The organism is Candidatus Macondimonas diazotrophica (genome assembly GCF_004684205.1).
GTDB lineage: Bacteria > Pseudomonadota > Gammaproteobacteria > UBA5335 > UBA5335 > Macondimonas > Macondimonas diazotrophica.
The window spans coordinates 140671-162962 of sequence record NZ_SRIO01000001.1 but is presented as its reverse complement, the minus strand read 5'-3'; the positions used below and the strand labels follow the sequence as shown (position 1 = coordinate 162962).

Annotated in this window: 17 protein-coding genes; 13 read left to right on the top strand and 4 right to left on the bottom strand. The window is 65.4% G+C overall.

Going from position 1 to position 22292, the window contains the following annotated elements:
- The first annotated feature begins 194 nt into the window (after positions 1-194).
- From E4680_RS00820 to E4680_RS00790, 7 genes are all read left to right on the top strand, one after another.
- Positions 195-779, top strand: coding sequence for a DUF2939 domain-containing protein (locus E4680_RS00820; protein WP_167792308.1), 585 nt, complete (start codon positions 195-197; stop codon positions 777-779).
- Positions 772-1665 carry an ATP-binding protein gene (locus E4680_RS00815; RefSeq protein WP_135280474.1) on the top strand — a complete coding sequence of 298 codons (894 nt, stop codon included), beginning with the start codon at positions 772-774 and terminating at the stop codon, positions 1663-1665. Before E4680_RS00820 ends, E4680_RS00815 begins: the two co-directional genes overlap by 8 nt.
- A 133-nt stretch (positions 1666-1798) precedes the next feature.
- Positions 1799-3562: an acetate--CoA ligase gene (acsA, locus tag E4680_RS00810; RefSeq protein ID WP_135280473.1), complete on the top strand. Its 1764-nt coding sequence runs from the start codon at positions 1799-1801 to the stop codon at positions 3560-3562.
- On the top strand, positions 3559-4560 hold the full coding sequence (pdhA, locus tag E4680_RS00805; RefSeq protein WP_135280472.1) for a pyruvate dehydrogenase (acetyl-transferring) E1 component subunit alpha: 1002 nt from the start codon (positions 3559-3561) through the stop codon (positions 4558-4560). Before acsA ends, pdhA begins: the two co-directional genes overlap by 4 nt.
- Entirely contained in the window at positions 4557-5561 is a 1005-nt protein-coding gene (locus E4680_RS00800; RefSeq protein WP_205688687.1) for an alpha-ketoacid dehydrogenase subunit beta, read from the top strand. Before pdhA ends, E4680_RS00800 begins: the two co-directional genes overlap by 4 nt.
- Complete coding sequence (locus E4680_RS00795; RefSeq protein WP_135280471.1) at positions 5554-6744, top strand: dihydrolipoamide acetyltransferase family protein; 1191 nt, start codon at positions 5554-5556, stop codon at positions 6742-6744. Before E4680_RS00800 ends, E4680_RS00795 begins: the two co-directional genes overlap by 8 nt.
- The gene (locus E4680_RS00790; protein ID WP_135280470.1) at positions 6741-6983 is read left to right on the top strand and encodes an acyl carrier protein; all 243 of its coding nucleotides are present in this window, start codon (positions 6741-6743) and stop codon (positions 6981-6983) included. Before E4680_RS00795 ends, E4680_RS00790 begins: the two co-directional genes overlap by 4 nt.
- A 48-nt stretch (positions 6984-7031) precedes the next feature.
- Here E4680_RS00790 and E4680_RS00785 read toward each other — a convergent pair whose 3' ends face one another.
- Both E4680_RS00785 and uvrD read right to left on the bottom strand, forming a co-directional pair.
- Complete coding sequence (locus tag E4680_RS00785; protein ID WP_135280469.1) at positions 7032-7685, bottom strand: coiled-coil domain-containing protein; 654 nt, start codon at positions 7683-7685, stop codon at positions 7032-7034.
- Between the two features lie 157 nt (positions 7686-7842).
- Entirely contained in the window at positions 7843-9978 is a 2136-nt protein-coding gene (gene uvrD / locus E4680_RS00780; protein ID WP_135280468.1) for a DNA helicase II, read from the bottom strand.
- 162 nt (positions 9979-10140) lie between these two features.
- On the opposite strand from uvrD, the gene E4680_RS00775 reads away from it, so the two are divergent.
- Genes E4680_RS00775 through E4680_RS00765 form a run of 3 tightly spaced genes read left to right on the top strand, consistent with a single transcriptional unit; the run spans position 10141 to position 16223 of the window.
- Positions 10141-10707 (top strand): peptidase associated/transthyretin-like domain-containing protein, encoded by a 567-nt coding sequence (locus E4680_RS00775; protein ID WP_135280467.1) that lies wholly within the window; start codon positions 10141-10143, stop codon positions 10705-10707.
- Between the two features lie 27 nt (positions 10708-10734).
- The gene (locus E4680_RS00770; RefSeq protein WP_135280466.1) at positions 10735-12477 is read left to right on the top strand and encodes an autotransporter assembly complex protein TamA; all 1743 of its coding nucleotides are present in this window, start codon (positions 10735-10737) and stop codon (positions 12475-12477) included.
- On the top strand, positions 12474-16223 hold the full coding sequence (locus tag E4680_RS00765; protein WP_135280465.1) for a translocation/assembly module TamB domain-containing protein: 3750 nt from the start codon (positions 12474-12476) through the stop codon (positions 16221-16223). Before E4680_RS00770 ends, E4680_RS00765 begins: the two co-directional genes overlap by 4 nt.
- 36 nt (positions 16224-16259) lie before the next feature.
- Here the strand turns inward: E4680_RS00765 and dauA are convergent, their stop codons facing one another.
- A complete protein-coding gene (gene dauA, locus E4680_RS00760; protein WP_135280464.1) occupies positions 16260-18017 on the bottom strand; it encodes a C4-dicarboxylic acid transporter DauA in 1758 nt (585 codons plus the stop codon).
- A 154-nt stretch (positions 18018-18171) separates the two neighbouring features.
- Between dauA and E4680_RS00755 the strand changes: the two genes are divergently transcribed.
- Entirely contained in the window at positions 18172-19314 is a 1143-nt protein-coding gene (locus E4680_RS00755; RefSeq protein WP_135280463.1) for an acyl-CoA dehydrogenase family protein, read from the top strand.
- 42 nt (positions 19315-19356) lie between these two features.
- On the opposite strand, the gene E4680_RS00750 is transcribed toward E4680_RS00755, so the two are convergent.
- Positions 19357-19596: an FmdB family zinc ribbon protein gene (locus tag E4680_RS00750; protein ID WP_135280462.1), complete on the bottom strand. Its 240-nt coding sequence runs from the start codon at positions 19594-19596 to the stop codon at positions 19357-19359.
- A 124-nt stretch (positions 19597-19720) separates the two neighbouring features.
- Between E4680_RS00750 and E4680_RS00745 the strand changes: the two genes are divergently transcribed.
- Both E4680_RS00745 and E4680_RS00740 read left to right on the top strand, forming a co-directional pair.
- Positions 19721-21301: an OpgD/OpgG family glucan biosynthesis protein gene (locus E4680_RS00745; protein ID WP_135280461.1), complete on the top strand. Its 1581-nt coding sequence runs from the start codon at positions 19721-19723 to the stop codon at positions 21299-21301.
- Between the two features lie 90 nt (positions 21302-21391).
- A complete protein-coding gene (locus tag E4680_RS00740) occupies positions 21392-22237 on the top strand; it encodes an SDR family oxidoreductase (protein WP_135280460.1) in 846 nt (281 codons plus the stop codon).
- The last annotated feature ends 55 nt before the right edge of the window (positions 22238-22292 follow it).

The following is a 22292-nucleotide window of genomic DNA, read 5'->3' as shown; positions in this document are numbered from 1 at the left end:
TGCAGCCAACTGGTTCGATCATCGCAAATGCACCGGTCGAACCCTGTTCCGGTTCGTGGTGTCTCGATGACCGCTGGGAATTGTTTCACGAAAAATCGGATGTGGCCATGCCCCCAATCGTCAGCTGTGGGTCTCACCCGCAAGGCGCTGCACCATGATATGTTCAGGTGTTCGATGATGGGGAGGAGCGCCTTGTGAAACGCATCACGATCTGGGGTTTTCTGGTCCTTCTGGGTCTGGCTGCGGTCTGGATTGGCGGCCCGTTCTACACGCTTCATCAGCTGCGGACAGCCGTTGAAACACAGGATGCCGCCTATCTGGACAACCAGGTGGATTTCCCGCTGTTGCGGGACAACATCAAGCTCCAGCTCAATGCGCGTGCGGCGCAAGCGACCCCGCCACGCTGGAGGGACAGTCCGCTTGGGGGGCTGGCGCTGGGGCTGACCAACCAGCTGGTGGATCGGCTGGTCGAATCGCTGGTCACACCAAGCGGCCTGCTCAGTCTGCTCGAGGAGCGGACCCTGCAGCCCGAATCACCATCCGCTGATCCCGAAGCGGACGGGACGCTGTCTGAGGCGGAACGAGAGATCCGCTTCCGAGAAGCCCGGTTCCGGTTCGAGGGCTTGAGTCGGCTGCGCGTCGAGGCAACTACCGAACAGGGTGAACCGATCCGGGTCGTTCTGAGTCGCCAGCATCTCAAGTGGCGCCTGACCAACCTCATCCTGCCGGAATGGCCGGATTCGCTGCTCGACTCGGCCCAAGGCGGTGGCGATGTCTGAGCCGCAATGGGGGCACCTGATCGAGCGATTGGAACGGCTGGCCGATCGGCTGGAGGACTGGCTGCCGCCGGTCCTCATGCCCGTCGATCTCGCGCAGGCATCGGTCTGGCGCTGGCGTAGCACCGGCCAGGGACGGGGGATGTTGGAGCCCGTGATGCACTACCGGGCTGCTGCGCTCGAAGATCTGCTGGGGCTTGAACGCCAGCGCGCCGCGCTGGAACGCAATGTCCGCCAGTTCATCGCCGGCCGGCCGGCCAACAATGTGCTGCTCTGGGGCGCGCGCGGGACTGGCAAATCCTCGCTCATCAAGGCGCTGCCGGGCGCTTATGCCGATCAGGGTCTGCGTCTGATCGAGATCGGCAAGGCCCAGCTCGGAGAGCTGCCGGATCTGCTGGCGCTGCTGTATGGTCGGCCTGAGCGCTGCCTTCTGTTTTGCGATGATCTCTCGTTTACCCACGAAGAGCCGGGCTACCAGCATCTGAAAGCGATTCTGGAAGGATCGGTGACCGCGCCGCCCGACAACGTCCTGATTGTGGCGACGTCCAATCGCCGTCACCTGATGCCGGAGTCGATGGCCGACAATCGTGACACGCGGATCCTGGATGGCGAGATCCATCCCGGCGAGGCGGTCGAGGAAAAGATTTCCCTCTCCGAGCGTTTCGGGTTGTGGCTGTCGTTTCATCCCTTCGACCAGGCGCAATACCTGGCCATCACGCGCCATTGGCTGGTTCGCTTCGGAGTTCGGGAACCCGGCCGCGAGGAGATCACCTGCGCCGCCCTGCAGTGGGCGCTGGAACGCGGGTCGCGCAGCGGCCGGGTGGCCTGGCAGTTCGCCAAGGACTGGCTGGGACGGGAGACGAATCCGGGAGCCGGATCGATTCCTTGAGCTGGATCAAGAGCCTGGGCGGTCGGGCTGGCGACACTGAACGCATGGGCGTCGGCGCTGTGCATCATGACCGCGGGTCGTGGCATCGGTATCGTCAGAGGCGCCCCATTCCGCTGAAGAATGGAGGTGCGCCATGTCCGCGGACATCATCCGCAAGCCCACCGGGGGCGTGAAGATCCGGCCTCATCTGACCGATTATGCGGCCGAATGCCGCAACTTCAGCTGGGCAGCTGCCCGCGCCGCCATCGACGGTCTGCCGGACGGCGGACTCAATATCGCCTATGAAGCCATCGATCGCCATGTCCAGACGGGGCGGGGCGCGCACATCGCGCTGCGCTGGCTGGACAAGCAGGGTGCGGCGCACGATTTCAGCTATTTCCGGCTGCGCGAGCTCACCAATCGCTTCGCCAACGTGCTCACCGATCTCGGCGTGGGACGCGGTGATGCGGTGTTCGCCCTCATGGGTCGCATCCCGGCGCTATACCTCAGCGCACTGGGCACGCTCAAGAACGGCAGCGTGTTCTGCCCCATGTTTTCCGCTTTCGGTCCCGAGCCCATCCATCAGCGCATGAGCATCGGTCAGGCGCGGGTCCTGGTGACCACCGCCGCGCTCTACGCGCGCAAGGTGGTCGGACTGCGCGCTTCCCTGCCCGATCTGGCGCATGTCCTGATTGCCGATCTGGACGCCCATGCGCCGGCGCCCGAGGGAACGCAGAATCTCCAGACGCTGATGGCGCAGGCCAGCGACACATTCACGATCGCCGCCACGCAGCCCGAGGATCTGGCGCTGCTCCATTTCACCAGCGGCACCACCGGACGTCCCAAGGGGGCGATGCATGTCCACGAGGCCGTGATAGCGCATCAGGCCACGGCGGGCTATGCCCTCGATCTGCGGCCCGAGGACGTGTTCTGGTGCACGGCCGATCCGGGCTGGGTGACGGGCACCTCCTACGGCATCGTCGCGCCGCTGGTGATCGGCGCGACGATGTTAGTCGATGAGCAGGAATTCGACGCCGAGCGCTGGTATCGCACGCTGCAGAACGAGGGCGTCACGGTCTGGTACACCGCGCCCACCGCGATCCGCATGATGATGAAGCTGGGGGCCGAGCGCGTGCGCCAGTATCGCTATCCCGACCTGCGTTTCATGGCCAGCGTCGGCGAGCCGCTCAATTCCGAGGCGGTGATCTGGAGCAATGCGGCTTTCGGCATGCCCTTCCATGACAACTGGTGGCAGACCGAGACCGGCGGCATCATGATCGCCAACTTCGCTGCCTGTGACGTCAAGCCCGGCTCCATGGGACGCCCGCTGCCCGGAATCGAGGCGGCCATCGCCAACCTCGACGAGGCGGGTCGGCTGGTGTTCGTGACCGAACCCGGTGAGCAGGGCCAGCTGGTGCTGAGGACACCCTGGCCGTCCATGTTCCGCGGCTACCTGAACGAGGAAGCGCGCTATCGCAAGTGCTTCATCGACGACTGGTATCTGACCGGCGATCTGGCGCGGCGCGATGAGGACGGGTATTTCTGGTTCGTCGGCCGGGCCGATGATGTCATCAAGACCTCGGGGCACCTGATCGGCCCCTTCGAGGTCGAGGATGTGCTGATGGAGCACCCCGCCGTGGCCGAGGCCGGCGTGATCGGCAAACCCGATCCGGTGGCGATGGAGATCGTCAAGGCCTTCGTCGCGCTCAAGCCCGGCGTCAAGGCCGACGAGGCGCTGCGCATGGCGCTGCTGGCCCATGCCCGTAAGCGGCTCGGCGCAGTGGTGGCGCCCAAGGAAATCGATTTCCTGCCAGCGCTGCCCAAGACCCGCAGCGGCAAGATCATGCGCCGACTGCTCAAGGCGCGCGAGCTGGGTCTGCCCGAGGGCGATACCTCGACCTTGGAGGAGAACGCATGAACACGGTCACGCCGCCCCTGGCGGAACGGTCGCCGGCTGATGCCGCAGCGCTGCTCAAGGACATGCTGCGCATTCGCCGCCTCGAGGAGCGCTGCGCGCAGCTCTATACCGAAACCCGCATCCGCGGCTTTTTGCATCTGTATATCGGCGAGGAGGCGGTGGCAACCGGCGTCAATCAGGCGCTGGCGCCTGAGGATGCCGTCGTTGCCACTTACCGCGAACATGGCCACGCGCTGCTGCGCGGAGTGCCCATGAACGCCATCATGGCGGAGATGTACGGCAAGCAGGAGGGCTGCAGCCGTGGGCGCGGCGGTTCCATGCATCTGTTCGACGCGGCGCGGCGCTTCTATGGCGGCAGTGCCATCGTCGCCGGGGGCATTCCCCTCGCCGTGGGGCTGGCCTTGGCCGACCGGATGCAGAACCGGCCGCGGGTGACCGTGTGTTTCTTCGGCGAGGGGGCGGTGGCCGAGGGCGAGTTTCACGAATCGATGAATCTGGCCGAGCTGTGGCAGTTGCCGGTCCTGTTCGTGTGCGAGAACAACCTCTACGCCATGGGCACCCACATCGCCCGTTCCGAGTCGGTGACCGAGTTGTGCCGCAAACTCTCAGCCTACGACGTGCCGTGCGCCAGCGTGGACGGCATGGACGTGCTGGCGGTCGCGGCGGCGGCGCGCGCGGCGGTGGCCGCGATTCGGGACGGCGGCGGACCGCAGTTTCTGGAATGCCGCACCTACCGCTTTCGCGCCCATTCGATGTTCGATGCCCAGCGCTATCGTGACAAGGCCGAGGTGGCCGAATGGATGCAGCGCTGTCCCATCGACGCCCTGCGCCAGCGGATCGAGGCGGCCGACCTGCTCGACGCGCAAGCCTTGAGCGACATCGAGGCGGCGGTGACGGTGGAGGTCGAGGCGGCCGTGGCGTTCGCCGAGGCCGGCAGCTGGGAGCCGGTCGAGGATCTGGTGCGCGATGTCTACACCTCTGCGGAGGCCATGTCATGAGCGATGCGCCCAAGCCGCACATGATCCAGACCACCTACCGCGAGGCGATGCGCGAAGCCTTGCGCGAGGCGCTGCGCAACGACCCCCGCGTATTTCTGATGGGCGAAGACGTGGGGCGCTACGGCGGCTGCTATGCCGTCAGCATGGGGCTGCTCGAGGAATTCGGCGAGGAGCGGGTGCGCGACACGCCACTGTCGGAATCAGGTTTCGTGGGTGCCGGCATCGGCGCAGCGCTCGGCGGCATGCGCCCCATCGTCGAGATCATGACGGTCAACTTCAGCCTGCTGGCGCTGGACCAGATCATGAACAACGCCGCTACCCTGCGGCACATGTCGGGCGGGCAGTTCAGCGTGCCCATCGTGATCCGCATGGCCACCGGCGCGGGCAAGCAGCTCGCCGCCCAGCATTCCCACAGCCTGGAAGGCTGGTATGCCCACATTCCCGGCCTCAAGGTGCTGACCCCGGCGACGGTGGAGGATGCGCGCCACATGCTCGCCGCGGCGCTGGCCGATCCGGATCCGGTCCTGATCTTCGAGCACGTGATGCTCTACAACCTGGACGGCTGGATGTCCACCCAGGCGGAGGCAGCGCCGATTTATCAGGCTCGCGTCCATCGCGTGGGCGCGGATGTGACGGTACTGGCCTACGGCGCCGGCTTTCACAAGGCGATGCGCGCGGCCGATCAACTCGCGGCCGACGGGATCGAGGCTGAGGTGATCGACCTGCGCAGCCTGCGTCCACTGGACGAGGCCACTATTCTGGCATCGGCGTCCAAGACCCATCGGGTGGTGATCGTGGACGAGGGCTGGCGCAGCGGCGGCATCTCGGCCGAGATCATGGCGCGCATCGTGGAACAGGGGTTCTATGAGCTGGATGCGCCACCGGTACGGGTGTGCGGCGCCGAGGTGCCGATTCCCTATCCCAAACATCTGGAGGACGCCGCGGTTCCCCAGCCCGAGCGCATCATGCAGGCGGTCCGGCAGGTGCTCGGCCATGGCTGAGTTCCGCATGCCCTCGCTCGGTTCGGACATGGAGGCCGGCACGCTGGTCGAATGGCAGATCAAGCCGGGAGACGCGGTACACCGAGGCCAGATCGTCGCAGTGGTGGAGACCGTCAAGGGTGCCATCGACGTCGAGATTTTCGAGGACGGCGTGGTGGACGAACTGCTCGTCGTGCCGGGCGCGGAGGTTCCGGTCGGCACGGCGCTGGCCCGCATTCGCAGCGCGCAGCCGCGTGCAGCGCCCGAGTCACCCGAGCCATCGACCTCGCCCGCCCCGATCGCTGCGACCCCGGCAGCTGCGCCATCGGAACCGGCTGTCGCCGGTGGTGTGGCGCCGGCCGCTTTGGCCCCAGCCCGCGGCGATCGGCTCAAGGTCTCGCCGGCAGCACGTCGCCGGGCGGCGGAGCGGGGCATCGATCTGGCTGATCTGCGGGGATCAGGCCCCGATGGCGCGATCACGCTGGCGGATGTGGAAGGTGCCGCCGCGCCCGCGCCCCGCACGGTCGCGGGCGCGCGCGATCTGGCCGCGATGCGTCAGGCGATTGCGGCCGCGATGGCCCATGCCAAGCGCGAGATTCCGCACTACTACCTCGCCATGCCGGTGGACATGGCGCCTGCGCTCGCCTGGCTGGCGCAGCGCAATGCCGATCGCCCGCCTGATGAGCGGCTGTTGTTAGGGGTCCTGCTGGTCAAGGCGGTGGCCAAGGCGACGGCGCGTTTTGCCGAGTTCAACGGCTTCTATCGCGATGGTGGTTTCGAGCCGAGCGAGGCGGTGCATGTGGGCATGGCTATCGCCCTGCGCGGTGGCGGGCTCGTGGCGCCGGCGCTGCACGATGCCCGGGATCAGGACTTGGATGCCCTCATGCAGGGCTTCCGCGATCTGGTTCAGCGCGCCCGCAGTGGGCATTTGCGCAGTTCGGAGCTGGCTGACCCCACGATCACCGTCACCAGCCTGGGCGAACGTGGCGTGGAGGCGGTTTTCCCCATCATCTACCCGCCACAGGTGGCGATCGTCGGGTTCGGCGCTGTGACCGAGCGGCCATGGGTGCAGGATGGGCGCCTCATCGCGCGTCAGGCGCTCACCGCGAGTCTGGCGGCCGATCACCGTGCCAGCGATGGCCATCGGGGCGGATTGTTTCTGGCCGCGATCGCCGATGTGCTGCAACAACCGGAGCTTTTATGAATCGTGACGACATTCAATCCCGTCTGACGCAGATTCTCGCCACCATCGCCCCGGAGATGGATCCGGCCGCGCTCGATCCGACCCTGGATCTGCGCGAGCAGCTCGACATCGATTCGATGGATCTGCTCAATTTCATCACCGCCATCCACAAGCAACTGGGCGTCAACATCCCCGAGGCGGATTACCCCCGGCTCACCAGTCTTGCGGCCTGTGTCGACTACGTCGCCGAGCGGCGCTGAATCCTGATGTCGCCGGGCGCCTGTCCAGCGGCGCCCGGCGCTTGCGGCTCAGTTGCGCCCCAGTAGCCGCCCGAAGGCTTCTTTCACATGGCGGGCCGCTTCGCCCAGTTCCGCCTCGCTCTGGGTCAGTCGGTCCTTGGCCTTCGCGCGCTGTTCGGCGAGCTGTTTGCGAAAGGACTGGATCTGCTGGGTCAGCTTGTGGCGGGCATCGGTAAGCTGATTGCGGGCGCTTTCGGCCTGGATCTCGAATTGCAGCTCCAGCGCTTCGAGTTCAGCCAACAGCCGATCGGCCGCGCGCGCGAAGGTCTGCAGTTCCTCGGTGAGTTTCTGGCTGATTTCCGCGCTGCCCGATTCGGCGGTTTCCGCGAGCTGCTCCTCGACACTGCGGACGGCCTGGCGCAGTTTCTCGCGTTGTTCGAGGTAGGCATCGCGGCTTTCGGCGCGGCCCAGCGCCAGTTGGATCTGGAGGTGTTCCAGCGCGCCCTGCACGCGGTTGCGGGCATCGTCGCTCAATGACGCCATGGCATCGACGCGGGTTTTCATCGCCGTCGTCGCAGTGCGCAGATTCTCGCGCTGTTCGTCAAAGCGCTGGAGCGCTTCGGCCCGTCCGAGCGTCAACTGCAGCTCCAGTGCTTCGGCCATGCCTTCCCACTGGTTCAGTTTGTGCTCGATGCTCTGGCGGATCTGGTGAATTTTCGACATGCGCTGCACTCCCCGTGCGATTCGGGATGGTCACCCGTTTGACGGACAGTGTAAGCCGGCGTGGGACGCGGGGATTGACGCACGTCAAAGTGCAGATCCATGACGTCAGAGGACGGCGCAGGGGCGGATGATTGCCGCGCCCATGGGGGATCGGCGATCAGAGCGCTTCGAGCTTGGCGTAGCTGGTGACCAGCCACTTGGCGCCCGCATCGCGGAAGTTGACGTGGATGCGGGCCGAGTCGCCGGCGCCTTCGAAGGCCAGCACCACGCCTTCGCCGAAACGGGCATGGCGCACGGTCTGGCCCAGGCGAAAGCCGTTCGCGGCAGCGCTTGCGGTGCTCAGGCTGATGGGTCGGGAAACTTCGATCTGTGGCCGGATCGCCTCGAGGCATTCGGGTGGAATCTCGTCCAGGAACCGCGACGGAATGGTGTACTGCTCGCTCTGGTAGAGACGGCGCTTTTCGGCATAGCTCAGATACAGGATCTGCCGGGCTCGGGTCATGCCGACGTAACACAACCGCCGTTCTTCGGCCAGCCCGGAGGCGTCCTCCAGGGCGCGCTGGTGTGGGAACAGGCCTTCTTCCAGGCCCGTGATGAACACGACCTTGAATTCCAGTCCCTTGGCCGCGTGCAAGGTCATGAGCTGAACGCCGTCCTCGCCGCTGCCGGCCTGCATTTCACCTGCTTCGAGCGCCGCATGGGTGAGAAACTCGATCAGGGGCGAGACGCCGGATTCGGGGTCGGTGGTGAATCCGCCGGCCGCGCGGACCAGTTCCTGCAGGTTCTCCTGTCGTCCCTGACCCTGTTCGCCTTTCTCGGCGCCGTGATGCGCCATCAGGCCACTGCGCTGGATGACTTCGGCCACCTGATCGCCCAACGGCAGATCCACGATGGTCTGGGCCAAGGCGTCGATTTGGCGCACGAATGTGGCCAGGGCGGCTGCGGTCCGCCCGCCCGTGAACTGCCGTGCAGCCTGCCATAGGGTCAGGTCTGCGGCACGGGCTTGCTGGCGCAGCGTCTCCACGGTGCGCACACCGATACCGCGCGGCGGAGTGTTGACCACCCGCTCGAAGGCCGCATCGTCATCACGATTCTGGGTCAGGCGCAGATAGGCCAGCGCGTCCTTGATTTCCGCACGCTCGAAAAAGCGCAGGCCACCATAGACGCGGTAGGGAATCCGGGACTGGATCAGGGCCTCTTCCAGCACCCGCGACTGGGCATTGGAGCGATACAGCACAGCCATCTCGCGTCGGGGCATCCCGTCGGACGCCTGACGTCGCAGGGTTTCGACCACGAAATCGGCCTCGTCGCGCTCGTTGAAGGCCCGATAGCAGCGGATGGGTTCGCCACGCGCGCCGTCCGTCCACAGGGTCTTGCCGAGCCGGTCGCTGTTCTGGGCAATCAGGGCATTGGCGGCATCCAGAATGGTCGCGGTGGAACGGTAGTTCTGCTCCAGGCGGATGACCAGGGTCTGCGGATAGTCCTTCAGGAAATGCTGAAGGTGGTCCGCGCGGGCACCGCGCCAGCCGTAGATGGACTGGTCGTCGTCACCCACCACGAACAGCTGGCCCTGCGGACCCGCCAGCTGGCGCAGCCAGCGGTATTGCAGGGCGTTGGTATCCTGAAACTCATCGACCAGTAGATGACCGAAACGCTGGCGATAGTGGGCCAGCAGCGCGGGATTGCGCTGCAGCAACTCGAAACTGCGCAGCAACAGCTCGGCGAAATCGAGCAGTCCCGCACGCTCGCACGCTTCTTCATAGGCCAGATAGATACGCTGCATCTGGGCATGGGCCGGGTCGTTCCCGGCGTCGACATCGCGCGCACGCAGGCCGATTTCCTTCTGCGCGTTGATGAAGGCCTGGCATTGCCGCGGCGGCCAGCGCGTCTCGTCGAGTTCCAGATTGCGCAGCACGCGCTTGACCAGGCGGCGTTGGTCGTCGCTGTCGAGGATCTGGAAGCCGTCGGGCAGTCCCGCCTCGCGTGCGTGCTGGCGCAACAGACGGTGCGAAAGCCCGTGAAAGGTGCCGATCCAGAGTGTGCCGGCCGGCAGGTTCACCCAGCGCTGCAGGCGCGCGCGCATCTCGCCGGCGGCCTTGTTGGTGAAGGTCACGGCCAGAATGCCGTAGGGCGAGACGCCTTCCACGGTCATCAGCCAGGCCGCGCGATGCACCAGGACCCGGGTTTTGCCGCTGCCGGCACCGGCCAGTACCAGGACCGGCCCAGGCGGGGCGCAGACCGCCTCGCGTTGCGGGCGGTTCAATTCGTCAAGCAGAGCGGTTACGTCGGTCATCGCGGCATTTTAACCCAGCTGACCGAGGCGACGCCGATGCCGGTCGATGATGCGTCACGCTGGCCACTTGAGGGCAGGAGACCGCCGGATCCGCCCCGACCGGACAGGATTTCGGCCCGGCCTCGGGTTATAGTGCTGGAAAACCCGCGGGAGACCCCTCAGATGCTGAAACGTTGCCTTATCCTTCTCTGCTTGTTGGCCCTGACGGCTTGCGCGACCGACCCGTTCGCCAAATCGCCCGCAGCGGGGAGTGGCGCGCTGGCGGGCCAACTGACCGGCGACGCCACCCGGCCGTATGCCGTGTTGATTCTGCCGGCTGGGCAAGGATTCGCCATGGCGTGGACCAGTGCCAAGGCCTATCCGGATGAGGACGGCGATTTCCTGCTTCCCGATCTGGCGCCGGGCCAGTACGTGCTGGCGGGCTTCAGTGACGGTCAGCGACCGTATTGGTTCAACCGCAAGACGGGGGCGGCACGCTGCGTCACCGTGCGCGCCGGTGAGGTGGCCTTCCTTGGTAGTTATCGTCTGATCGAAGGCAAGAGCCCCGAAATCACCGAGCGTTTCTATGGTCTGGAGTGGACCGAAGATCGCAGCGCTGCGGATGTCCTGGGCCGGCTGCGGACCAAGACGGGCGATCCGGCGTGGGCGGCCATGATCGGCAAGACCCTGTCGGCGCTGCCGGATCCCGCGCCTTCGCGTCCGACGCCGGACTGTTCGCAGGCACGATAGTCCGGCTCGTCAGCTCCGCGAGGTTCGATGGTGTTCTCCAGGCCCTGGCGCGCACTCGCCACCGGCTTAGCGTTCCTGCTGGTATCGATGTCGCCTGCGCGGGCCGTCGAACTCGTGGTCGAGGTCGATGGCCTCTCCGGAGATCTCGAGAAGAACGTCCGGGCCACCTTGGGCATCTTGCAGGAAAATGCCGAGCGGATGTCGGAATCTCGGCTGCGCCGGCTGCATCTGCAGGCCGAGGCGGACATCGAACAGGCGCTGCGGCCGTTCGGCTATTACACGCCCAGAATCGACAGTGCGTTGACACCACGTCAAGCCGGCTGGCTGGCGCGCTACCGGATCGATCCCGGCGAGCCGGTTCGGGTAGCCGATGTGGCCGTGCGGCTGGCTGGCGCGGGGCAGAATGATCCGGCGCTGCGCAAGGTAGCCGAATCCTTTCCGCTCAAATCGGGGGACGTGGCGGATCATCGCCGCTACGAAGAGGGGAAAACCCGGCTGCGCCGTCGTGCGCTGTCGAACGGCTATCTGGATGCCGACTTCGATCCTGCCGAGCTGCGCATCGACCCCGCTGCCGGCCAGGCGGAGATCTTGCTGACGCTCAATACGGGCCAGCGCTACCGCTTTGGGCCGGTGAGTCTGGAACAGGATATCCTGCGGCCCCAGTTCCTCACTCGGTTCATCCCCTTCGCGCCCGGGGATGACTACGAGATCCGCAAGCTGCTTGATCTTCAATATGTTCTGGATGACACCGAGTATTTCTCGCGCGTCGAGGTCATTCCGCATCCGGAGCAGGCGGTGGATGGGGCCGTCCCGATCGAAGTCGCGCTCGATCCGAACAAGCGCCACAAGTACACCTTTGGCATCGGCTACGGCACGGACACTGGGCCGCGCGGGACCCTGGGGTGGGACAATCGGCGCGTCAATTCCTTGGGGCATCGTTGGCGCAGCCAGCTGAAACTGGCTCAGGTCGATGCCAGTGCCCAGTTCAGCTATCTCATTCCGATCGACAATCCGGCCACCGATTCGCTGGATCTCAACGGCGGTTTGCGGGAAACCAACGTCGAGGACCGAACCAGCCGGATCACCAGCATCGGCGTGGCCCGCACCGACCGCGACGCACCGTGGATGCGCATCCTGCGCATCAATCTCGAACACGAGCGTTTTCAGCTCGATGGCTCGGATGAAGAAGAGACGATCCTGTCACTGCTGCCGGGCGCCAACTGGACCTACACCCGTGCCGACGATCCGCTTTACCCCCGCGACGGCTTGCGCTGGAGTGTCGATTTTCTCGCGGGGGTGTCCCCGGATGCGACACCCTACGGCCAGGCGTTGATGGAGACTCGCTGGGTGCACCCGGCCGGAAGCCGGGGGCGCTGGATCCTGCGCCAGCAAAGCGGTGCGACCGTGGCCGATACCTTGTCGGATGTCCCGTTGTCCAAGCGCTTTTTCGCCGGCGGCGATAACAGCGTGCGCGGCTACGACTACCAGGAGCTGGGCTCGCGCAACGAAGCGGGGCTGGTCCAGGGTGGGCGTTACCTGGTCACGGCCAGCGCGGAATTCGAGCAGTTGCTGTGGCGGCAGTGGGGCGCCGCGGTCTTCGTGGATGCCGGCAACGCATTCGATGATACCGAGATGGATCTGAAAACAGCGGCGGGATTGGGTTTGCGTTGGCGCAGTCCGGTCGGACCGTTGAAACTGGATGTCGCCCAGCCGCTGGATGAGCCGGATGCCGGGTGGCGGCTTCACCTGAGTCTGGGATCGGAGCTATGAGGTGGGCATGGCGCATTGCAGCAGCTGTGCTTGCCGGGCTGCTGTTCGGACTGGTCGCGCTGCTTTTGGCACTGTGGGGGCTGCCTAACGGCCCTGACCGTCTGGCTCGATGGCTGCAACCCCATTCTCCGATCGCTTTTGATTACGTGCGCTTCGAGGGTCCTCTGCGAGGGCCATGGCGCATCGAGCAGCTCACCGTTCGAAGCGATCGCTGGGACCTGGCGGCTGAACAGATCGAGCTGGCCTGGCATCCGGCAGCGCTGCTGCGGGGCACGCTGCATGTGGAACGGCTGGCCGTGCAGCAGATGCGCTTTCGCAACGAACCGCCCGCCGAACCGGAACCGCCACGCGAGGCGACACTTCCGGCGCCTTTGCGTTTGCCGCTGGCCGTGCATTTGGACCAGTTCCAACTCGATGACGGGTGTTACCAGGCGGGCGACGCCGAACCCGAATGCGTCGACGGCCAGATCACGAATCTGCGTCTGGACGGCAGCGCGTGGGCGGTTGATGCGTTGGCACTGGCGCATCCGCGGCTGCAGCTGAGCGGTCGCGGGAACGGCGAGGCCGCTGGCCGCTGGCCGTTTTCGGCGCGCTTGCGCGCTGAAACCGAGATCCCGGACTGGCCGCTTTGGACCGGCGAGTTCGCGTTGGACGGAGATCTGATCGAATTCGGTGTAGCGCACGCCGCGGCACCGCCTTACGCCTATCAGCTCGCTGTACGGGTGAGTGAGCCCTTGGGAGCGCTGCGCTGGCAAGCCGAGTGGATGACGGAGGCGCTGCGTCCCCATGCGTTCCGCACCGATGTGCCGGAGGCAGTCGTGCTGAGCGGAACCATTCAGGCAAACGGCACGGCGCAGGCCGCGGATGTCGAGGCGGCACTGCATGCCGATGGCGCGCCGGAGGGACCGTGGGATGCCCGACTCACCGGCATGGTGGATGCCGGTTCGGGACGCATCGACCGTCTGACGCTGGATGCGCCCATCGGTCGGGTCCGGGGGCAGGGGCAGTATGTGTTCAGTGGCGCCGACACCGACGTGCTGCAGGCCGATTTGTCCTGGGAGGCGCTGCGCTGGCCCGGCACCGCGCTGGACAGTCCGGAAGGCAAGCTTTCGATCAGCGGCCAGCCGACACGCTATGACCTGAGCCTGCAAGCGCGCCTGGCGGGCGCTTGGGCCGGTGGCGGCCAGGCCAGCATCGCCCTGGCAGGCGAGGGGAATCGGCAGGCGTTTGAGTTCAGCCGGATCGAGGCGCGCAATCTGCTCAAGGGTCGACTGGACGGACGCGGCCAGGTCGCGTGGGCGCCGGAGCTGACCTGGGATCTCGCCCTGCGTGGGCAGGGATTCGATCCGGGTGCGCTCGACGCGCGCTGGCCTGGACGACTGGCGTTCGATGCTTCCACCCGTGGCCAGCGCGACGACGCAGGGCTGGCCGCTGAGCTGCAGGTCGACACGGTGCAGGGGCGATTGCGGGGACGCGCGGTTCAGGGTCGGCTGGCGCTGCAGGGTGCGGGATCCGAATGGACACTGGAACAATTGGATGTCCGCTCGGGTGAGGCGCGGATGCGCGCCACCGGCCGATGGGGGCCGCAGATCGCGATGCAGGCTCGTTTGCGGGTACCGGATCTTGCCGATCTGTGGCCGGGTGCAAGTGGACGTGCCGAACTCGATGCGCGTGCCGACGGGCCTCAGGACGATCCGCAGGTGGAGCTCGAGGCTTCCGCGCGTGAGGTTCGGATGGAATCGCTGCGGGTGAGCGTCCTGGATCTGTCCGGCAGCTGGGGCGGGAAAAATGAACCGCTCCAGGCTGATGCGTCGATCCGTCAACTGGAGGTGGGATCGAACACAGTGGATTCGATCACGCTTGACCTGCGCGGGCGACCGGCTGACCACCGCTTGTCGTTCACCGTCGATCGGCGTGACCTTGCGCTGCAGTTGGCGTCGGCCGGCGGTTGGACGCAGGAGCGCTGGGTGGGGCGGCTGACGGCGTTGTCGCTTCGCCCCCCGGCCGGTGCGCCGTGGCAACTGGATCGGCCGGCGCCGTTGCAGCTGAGTATGCGGGACGCCGCCCTCGAGGGTCTTTGTCTGCGCGCATCAAGCCAGTCGCTGTGTGCCGATGGTCGGTGGAGCGGTGCCGGGTGGCAGGCGCAGCTGCGTCTGGCCGATCTGGATCTCGCGCCGTGGCGGGTCCTTGTGGGGAATGAATGGACGCTTGCGGGAACGATTGGCGCGACGGTGGATGCCCGGGGTGATGCGGAGCGCCTTGCAGGGACGCTGAGCGCGCGCGCGGACGGCGTGGTGGTGGAACGGCGCAGTCCCATCGCTTCATTGCCACCCGAACGGCTGCTGACCATACCCGAGCTGCGTTTGTCGGGTGAAGCAACAGATGATGGGCTCACCGCCGGGTTGAGTGGCGTGCCGGGCAAGAAGGGTCGGCTGGAAGCGCAGTTGGCGATGCCGGGCTACACCGGGCGCTGGCGGGAGCTCAGCCGTCTGCCGGTCGAGGGTCGCATGGTGCTGGAAACCGACGAGCTTGCGGCGCTGACTCTCCTGAGCCCCCACCTCGACCAACCCCAGGGGCGTTTCTCGGCCGATCTGGCCTGGCGCGGTCCGTGGCAAGCGCCAGTCTTTTCCGGCGGTGCACGTTTGGCCGGCGGGTCGGTCGACGTACCGGTCGCCGGTCTGCAGCTGCGCGACATCGCGCTGGAGGCGAGTCCGACCGCCGGGGATCAACTCCAGTTTGCCGGGCAACTCACATCCGGCGGCGGCGATCTGTCGCTGCAGGGGCAGCTGAAGCTGCAGGCGGGTCAACCGCAATTGCTGGCGCAGCTGAAGGGCCGCGATGTTCGGGTGGCCAATACGGCCGAAGCGGAGGTGTGGGTCTCTCCGGACATTCAGGTGGGCTACGCGCCGGCCGGCCTGTCTGTGCAGGGGCAGCTCACCGTGCCGCAGGCCCTGCTCAAGCCCAAGGAATTGGAGGGAACCGTTCGTCCCAGCAGCGATGAGATCATCGTCGGAGCAGCGGCCGAACCGGAACCGGAAACCCTGGCCTGGAATCTGGATCTACGCCTGATCCTGGGCGATCGGGTGCGATTCGAAGGATTCGGCCTCAAGACCGATATCACCGGTCAGTTGGGCTTGCGTGAAGGCCCAGGGACCCTGCCGGTGGCCAGCGGTGAGCTGGTGCTTGATGGGCGCTATCGAGCCTATGGTCAGGATCTCACGATCGAGCGGGGGCGGATTCTCTATACCGGCGTGCCGCTGGACAGCCCGGGGCTCGACTTGCGGGCCAGCCGCGAATTCCAGGAACAGACCGTCGGCGTCGAAGTGCGAGGCCTACTTCAGCAGCCTGACGTGAAGGTATTCTCGGCGCCGCTGCTACCCCAATCCGACGCCCTGGCCTACCTCGTGCTCGGGCGGCCGTTGAATCAGGCCAGCAGCGATGACAGCGCCGCCATGAATCGGGCGGCCGCTGCCTTGGGTCTGGCGGGGGGGGAGCTGCTCGCCCAGCGTATCGGTGGTCGTCTGGGTGTACAGGATGTCGAGATTCGCAATTCGGGCGACGTGGCAACCAGTGAGTTGAGTTTCGGGCGCTATCTCACGCCCAGGCTGTATATCAGCTACGGCGTGGGCGTCTTCAATGCCGTGAGTACCCTGCGCACCCGCTACGAACTCAGCCGACGCTGGACATTGCGAACCGAAAGCGGCGTTCAGTCCAGTATCGACGCGATCTATACCCTGGAACGGTGAACGCACCGCCCGTCAACCGGGCCTCGCACGCGGTGCTCAGGAAACCGCCGGACTCGATGTGGTCGGCGGCGTGTCGAGCAGTTCGGCGGCGCGCAACCGCGCTTCGCCCATATTGCGAGCGTATTCCAGGCGGCCGACGAGCCGGCGGATGCCCACACGCCGCAGCTTGAGAACCAGCCGGGGAGACAGGCCGCACAGCAGGACAGTCTGGCGGCGTCGATGCGCCTGCCGGATGAGGTCTTCCAGGGCCGTCATCCCCGTCATGTCCATCAATTGCACATCGGCCATGTCCAGGATGAGCACGCGCAGGCTCGGATCGACGGTGTGCAGGGTGCGCAAGGCCTTTTGTGCGGCACCGAAAAACAAGGGGCCGTTGATGTCGTAGATCAGGAGGCCGGGTAACTCCGGGCCCTCTGATCCGGCGATCTCGTGGTTGCTCAGCAGGCGACCTTCGGTAAGGTCGATGACGCGCTTGATGAACAGGATCGCCGCCAGGCCCATGCCGACGGTCACCGCAACCACCATGTCGAACAGGATGGTCAGGCTGAAGCAGGTCAGCAACACCATCACATCGCTGCGGGGCGCGTGGCGCAGTACGCGCACGAAGTGCCGGGCTTCGCTCATGTTCCAGGCCGTCATCAGCAGCAGGCCGGCCAGCGCGGCCATGGGTAGATAGGCCAGCAGGTCGGCCAGGGCAACCACCGCAAGGAGTACGATGCCGGCATGGCTGACACTCGCCAGCGGCGAGTGTGCGCCGGCGCGAATGTTGGTCGCGGTGCGGGCGATGGCAGCGGTAGCCGCCACACCGCCGAAGAACGGCGCGATCAGGTTGCCCAGGCCCTGCCCGACCAATTCGGCGTTGGGGTCATGGCGTGTCCCGGCCATGCCGTCGGCCACCACCGCGCACAGCAGTGATTCCAGGGCCCCCAGCATCGCGATGGCGAATGCCGGTCCCAGCAGGTCCTGAAGCAACCCAAAGGACAGACCCAATGGCTTGCCGTCCGGGCCGGGTTGCAGCCATGGCCATTGCCATTGCGGCAGAAACGGCGGAATTCCCTGACCGTTCTGGCCGCCGGTCGTCCAGGTGAATCGGGATCCGATGGTCTCCACGGTCCAGTCCGGTCCGAGTCGCGCCAGCAGCAGCGACAGCAGGGTGCCGGCCAGCAGGGCGACGAGGTGCCCCGGAAAGCGTAGCCCCAGCCGTGGCCAGGCCACCATGATGGCCAGGGTCGTGGCCCCGACGAGTGCGTTGGCGGCATGCATTTCCGGGACGGCGGCCAGCAACGTGCCCAGCCGATCCCAGTAGTGGCCGTCCAGGGCGCCCACCGGCAGGCCCAGGAAATCCTTCAGCTGCAATGTAGCGATCACCACAGCGATGCCGCTGGTGAAGCCCACCGTCACCGGATAGGGCACCAGTTCGATGAACCGCCCCAGCCGCGCCAGGCCCATGAACAGCAGGATCACGCCCGCCATGGCACCCGCGGTGAGCAGGCCGCCGAGACCGAATTGCTGGGCGATGGGAAGCAGGACCACGACGAAGGCGGCAGTGGGGCCCGACACATTGACGCGCGACCCCCCGGTTAGCGCGATGATCGCGCCCGCCACGATGGCCGTATAGAGGCCGTGCTGGGGGGCAACGCCACTGGCAATGGCCAATGCCATGGCCAGCGGCAGGGCGACGACACCAACGGTGGCGCCGGCGGTGAGGTCGCTGATGACGTTCTGACGCGTATAGCCGCGGTTCAGGGTGTCTTTCAGGGCCTGGGCAAACGGCAGGGACTGGCGATGATCCATGGCGGATCCTTTATCAAAGAGCATGCGGGCTGAGCGCGGGAGACGTGCGTTATGTTAATCGATCCGGGTGTTATGCGGGGCTGTGCAGCGCCCCAACGAGCCGCGATAATGCTCGCTGGACCAAATTCATAACATGGATGATTGGAGGAGCTTCATGCACAAGCCGCGTGCGATTTTCAGCGAAGAACACGAAATGTTTCGCCAGACCTGTCGCCGCTTCTATGAAAAGGAAGTGGTGCCCTATCACGATCAGTGGGAAGAGGACGGACAGGTGTCCCGGGAGGTCTGGCTCAAGGCCGGCGAGGCGGGCCTGCTGTGCATGTCGCTGCCGGAGGCCTATGGCGGCGCGGAGGCCGATTTCCTGTTCACCGTGGTGCAGGCCGAGGAACAGACCCGCGCCGGCGCCTCCGGGCCCGGCTTCATGCTGCACAATGAAATCGTCGCGCCCTACATCTTCAAGTACGGCAACGACGAACAGAAACAGCGCTGGCTGCCGCGCATGGCCAAGGGCGAGCTGATCGGCGCCATCGCCATGACCGAGCCCGGCACGGGTTCGGATCTGCAGGCGGTCAAGACCCACGCCCGGCGTGAAGGCGACCACTACATCCTGAACGGCCAGAAGACCTTCATCACCAACGGCTATATGTCGGATCTGGTGATCGTGATCTGCAAGACCGACCCCAGCAAGGGCGCGGCCGGTGTCAGTCTGCTGGTGGTCGAGGCGGGAACCCCCGGGTTCGACAAGGGTCGCAAGCTCAAGAAAGTCGGCATGAAGGCGCAGGATACGGCCGAGCTGTTCTTCGACAACTGCAAGGTGCCGGCAGCCAATCTGCTGGGCAAGGAAGGCGGCGGCTTCGGCTACCTCATGAGCGAGCTGGTGCAGGAACGCCTGCTCATCGCCATGGGCTCGATCACCGCCTCCGAGCATGTGCTCCAGCACACCATCGACTACGTCAAGCAGCGTGAGGTGTTCGGCAAGCCTTTGTCCAAGTTCCAGAACACGCGGTTCAAGCTGGCCGAGCTCAAGACCCAGGTGACCATTGGCCGCATCTTCGTGGATCGGTGCCTCGAACTGCACCTGCAGAAGAAGCTGGACGTGACGACCGCAGCCATGGCCAAACTCTGGACCACCGATCTGCAGTGCGCACTTACCGACGAATGCCTGCAGCTGCATGGCGGCTATGGCTACATGCTGGAGTATCCGGTGGCCAAGGCCTTCGTCGACGGTCGGGTGCAGAAGATCTACGGCGGCACCAACGAGATCATGAAGGAATTGATCAGCCGCAGCTTCCTGTGATGCCCTGCGTCCCGCGTGCCCGAGACGCGGGACGCCGCCTCATCAATGGGCGCAGCCGCAGGCGTGTTTGCCGCAGGGCATGAGCGGTGCGGATGGGCTGTTGCGGGTGATTACGCCGCCGCCGGTGATCAGGCGCTCGATGGCGGCATCACCTGGGGTATCGCCCAAGGGTTCGCCGGTTTCCTGACACAGTTCCGCCCAGGTCGTGAGTTCACGGCTGATGCTGTGCCAAACGGCAGCCGTGCGTCCATTGGCGGGGCAGTGATAATCATAGGTCGGCATGGTTCGGCCTCGCAGGTTGAGTGCAGTTCGCTGCCGGTGCATCGATCTGTGCCATTGAGTGTAAACCAGGCGACGCAGCTGGCGTAGCCGCTTTTCCAGTTTCTCCAAGTCTATCGGAGCGAGAATGAATCGACGCGGTTTTCTTCAGGGTTTCGGGGCGGTGATGCTGTGGGCGGGTTTGCCCCCGCTGGCCAAGTCGGCATGGGCGCAGGCCGAGGGATTGAGCTTCGGGCCGGCATTGCCCTTTTCGTTCGAAGCGCTGCAACAGCAGGCGCGAGACTTGGCGGGCCGCCGGTTCCAGCCACGTCCAATCAAGGCGGATGCGACGCTGGAATCGATCGATTTCGATACGCACCAGAAGCTGCGCTATCGCAAGGACAAGGCCTTGTGGGGGGGAGCCGAGCGCCCCCATGGAGTACAGTTCTTTCATCTGCATCGCTGGGTCCGCCAAGGCGTGAAGATCCATGTGCTGGAAGATGGCCAGGCCCGCGAGCTGATGTATCGGCCGGATTATTTCACCTATGGCGGCACGGGCCTCGACAAGATCCTGCCCAAGGATCTGGGTTTTGCCGGATTTCGGGTGCTCAACGAAGGCAAGGAGGGGCCCGACTGGCTGGCCTTCCAGGGTGCGAGCTATTTCCGCACCAGCGGGCCGTTCGACCAGTACGGCTTGTCCGCGCGCGGTGTGGCGATCAATACGGCGCTGCCCGAACCCGAAGAATTCCCCCTGTTCACACAATTCTGGCTGGAGCAAGCCGAGGGCGGAAAAACCGTCACGATCTACGCGCTGCTTGACGGACCCAGCCTCGCTGGGGCGTACCGGTTCGTCTGCCGGAAAGAAAAGACCATCACCATGGACGTTTCCGCGGCACTGTTCCCGCGTACCGCCATCACCCGCATGGGCATCGCCCCATTGACCAGCATGTTCTGGTATTCCGAGTCCAATCATCGGCAGGGATCCGATTGGCGCCCCGAAATTCATGACAACGACGGCCTGGCCTTGTGGACCGGGGCTGGCGAGCGCATTTGGCGGCCGCTCAACAACCCGCAGTCCGTGATGACCAACAGTTTCTTCGACAACAACCCGCGCGGTTTCGGTCTGCTGCAGCGCGATCGCGACTTCGATCACTATCAGGATGACGGCGCCTATTACGATCGTCGGCCAGCCTTGTGGATCGAGCCGCTGGGTGAATGGGGGGAGGGTACCGTTCAGCTGGTTGAAATTCCCACCAACGATGAGATCCACGACAACATCGTGGCCTATTGGCTGCCCAAGGCGCCGGTCACGGCGGGATCGCGTTGGGCCTTCGACTATCGCTTGCACTGGGTGGACCAGGAGCCCTATCCACAGGACGGCATCGGGCGTGTGGTCGATACCCGCATCGGCCGGTCCGGGATTCCGGGGCAGGAAAAGGGCATCCGACCGGAGAACGCGCGCAAGTTCGTGATCGACTTTGCCGGGCCGCATCTGGCCGAAATGCCGCAGCGTTTCGACTTGTTGCCGACCATTTGGGCATCACGCGGCCGTATCGTGGACAGCTATACGCTCAAGGTGGTCGGAACCGACCGCTGGCGCGCGGTATTCGACCTGCTCGATGTCGAAGGCACCCAGCCGGTGGATCTGCGCTGTTTCATCCCGTTGCGCAAGCAGCCGTTGACCGAAACCTGGCTCTTCCAGTACCTGCCGGAGGTGCATCGGGTTTAGCCTGGCGGTTCGCTGCGGCCGGTGCTAAGTTCATGGGATGCGGTGCGTGTGCCGTATGATTTGGCTCGTTTACATCAGGGAGGATGGACGATGAGCTTTGGATTCGAAGGGAAAGTGGCCATCGTCACCGGCGCGGGCCACGGCTTGGGTCGTTCGCATGCGCTGGAACTGGCGCGGCGCGGCGCCAAGGTCGTGGTCAACGATCTTGGCGGCAGCGTCGACGGCACCGGCGGCTCGAGTGAAGCGGCAACCGCCGTTGTCGAGGAGATCAAGGCGATGGGCGGTGCGGCGATTGCCAACGGTGGTTCGGTGGCCGATCCGCAGGGCGCTCAGAGCATGATCGACGACGCCATGAACGCCTGGGGGCGTATCGATGTGCTCATCAACAACGCCGGCATCCTGCGTGACAAGAGCTTCAAGAATGTCACCATGGAGGATTTCCGCTTGGTGCTCGAGGTCCATCTCATGGGCACCGTGCTGGTGACCAAGGCAGCCTGGCCGATCATGAACGAGCAGGAATACGGCCGCATCGTCGTCACCACCTCCGCCTCGGGGCTGTGGGGCAACTTCGGCCAGACCAACTACAGCGCGGCCAAGCTCGGCATCGTCGGCTTCATGAACACGCTGGCCAAGGAAGGCGCCAAGAAGAACATCCGCACCAATGCCATCGCGCCCATTGCGGGTACGCGCATGACCGAGGGCCTGATGCCCAAACCCATGCTCGACCAGCTCAAGCCCGAACTGGTGACGCCCGGGGTGGTGTACCTGTGTACCGACGATGCGCCCAACGGCTTCATTCTGCAGGCAGGCGGTGGCCGTTTCTTCCGTGCCCAGATGATGGAAAACCAGGGGGCCAGCATCAAGGAGCCGACCGTGGAATCCGTTGCTGAGCAATGGGAAAAAGTGGCGGACATGAGCAAGGCACGGGGTCACTGACCGGCACGACGGGGTTCCGTTTGCACAGACAGTCCAGCAGGACCGGCCGTCCGGG

Excerpts from the sequence above, each read along its gene's own strand:
- E4680_RS00745 (WP_135280461.1), top strand. The coding sequence starts at position 19,721 with ATGAATCGACGCGGTTTTCTTCAGGGTTTCGGGGCGGTGATGCTGTGG.
- E4680_RS00785 (WP_135280469.1), bottom strand. The coding sequence starts at position 7,685 with ATGTCGAAAATTCACCAGATCCGCCAGAGCATCGAGCACAAACTGAAC.
- E4680_RS00815 (WP_135280474.1), top strand. The coding sequence starts at position 772 with ATGTCTGAGCCGCAATGGGGGCACCTGATCGAGCGATTGGAACGGCTG.
- acsA (WP_135280473.1), top strand. The coding sequence starts at position 1,799 with ATGTCCGCGGACATCATCCGCAAGCCCACCGGGGGCGTGAAGATCCGG.
- E4680_RS00800 (WP_205688687.1), top strand. The coding sequence starts at position 4,557 with ATGAGCGATGCGCCCAAGCCGCACATGATCCAGACCACCTACCGCGAG.
- E4680_RS00775 (WP_135280467.1), top strand. The coding sequence starts at position 10,141 with ATGCTGAAACGTTGCCTTATCCTTCTCTGCTTGTTGGCCCTGACGGCT.
- pdhA (WP_135280472.1), top strand. The coding sequence starts at position 3,559 with ATGAACACGGTCACGCCGCCCCTGGCGGAACGGTCGCCGGCTGATGCC.
- E4680_RS00765 (WP_135280465.1), top strand. The coding sequence starts at position 12,474 with ATGAGGTGGGCATGGCGCATTGCAGCAGCTGTGCTTGCCGGGCTGCTG.
- E4680_RS00795 (WP_135280471.1), top strand. The coding sequence starts at position 5,554 with ATGGCTGAGTTCCGCATGCCCTCGCTCGGTTCGGACATGGAGGCCGGC.
- E4680_RS00755 (WP_135280463.1), top strand. The coding sequence starts at position 18,172 with ATGCACAAGCCGCGTGCGATTTTCAGCGAAGAACACGAAATGTTTCGC.
- dauA (WP_135280464.1), bottom strand. The coding sequence starts at position 18,017 with ATGGATCATCGCCAGTCCCTGCCGTTTGCCCAGGCCCTGAAAGACACC.
- uvrD (WP_135280468.1), bottom strand. The coding sequence starts at position 9,978 with ATGACCGACGTAACCGCTCTGCTTGACGAATTGAACCGCCCGCAACGC.
- E4680_RS00750 (WP_135280462.1), bottom strand. The coding sequence starts at position 19,596 with ATGCCGACCTATGATTATCACTGCCCCGCCAATGGACGCACGGCTGCC.
- E4680_RS00790 (WP_135280470.1), top strand. The coding sequence starts at position 6,741 with ATGAATCGTGACGACATTCAATCCCGTCTGACGCAGATTCTCGCCACC.
- E4680_RS00770 (WP_135280466.1), top strand. The coding sequence starts at position 10,735 with ATGGTGTTCTCCAGGCCCTGGCGCGCACTCGCCACCGGCTTAGCGTTC.
- E4680_RS00740 (WP_135280460.1), top strand. The coding sequence starts at position 21,392 with ATGAGCTTTGGATTCGAAGGGAAAGTGGCCATCGTCACCGGCGCGGGC.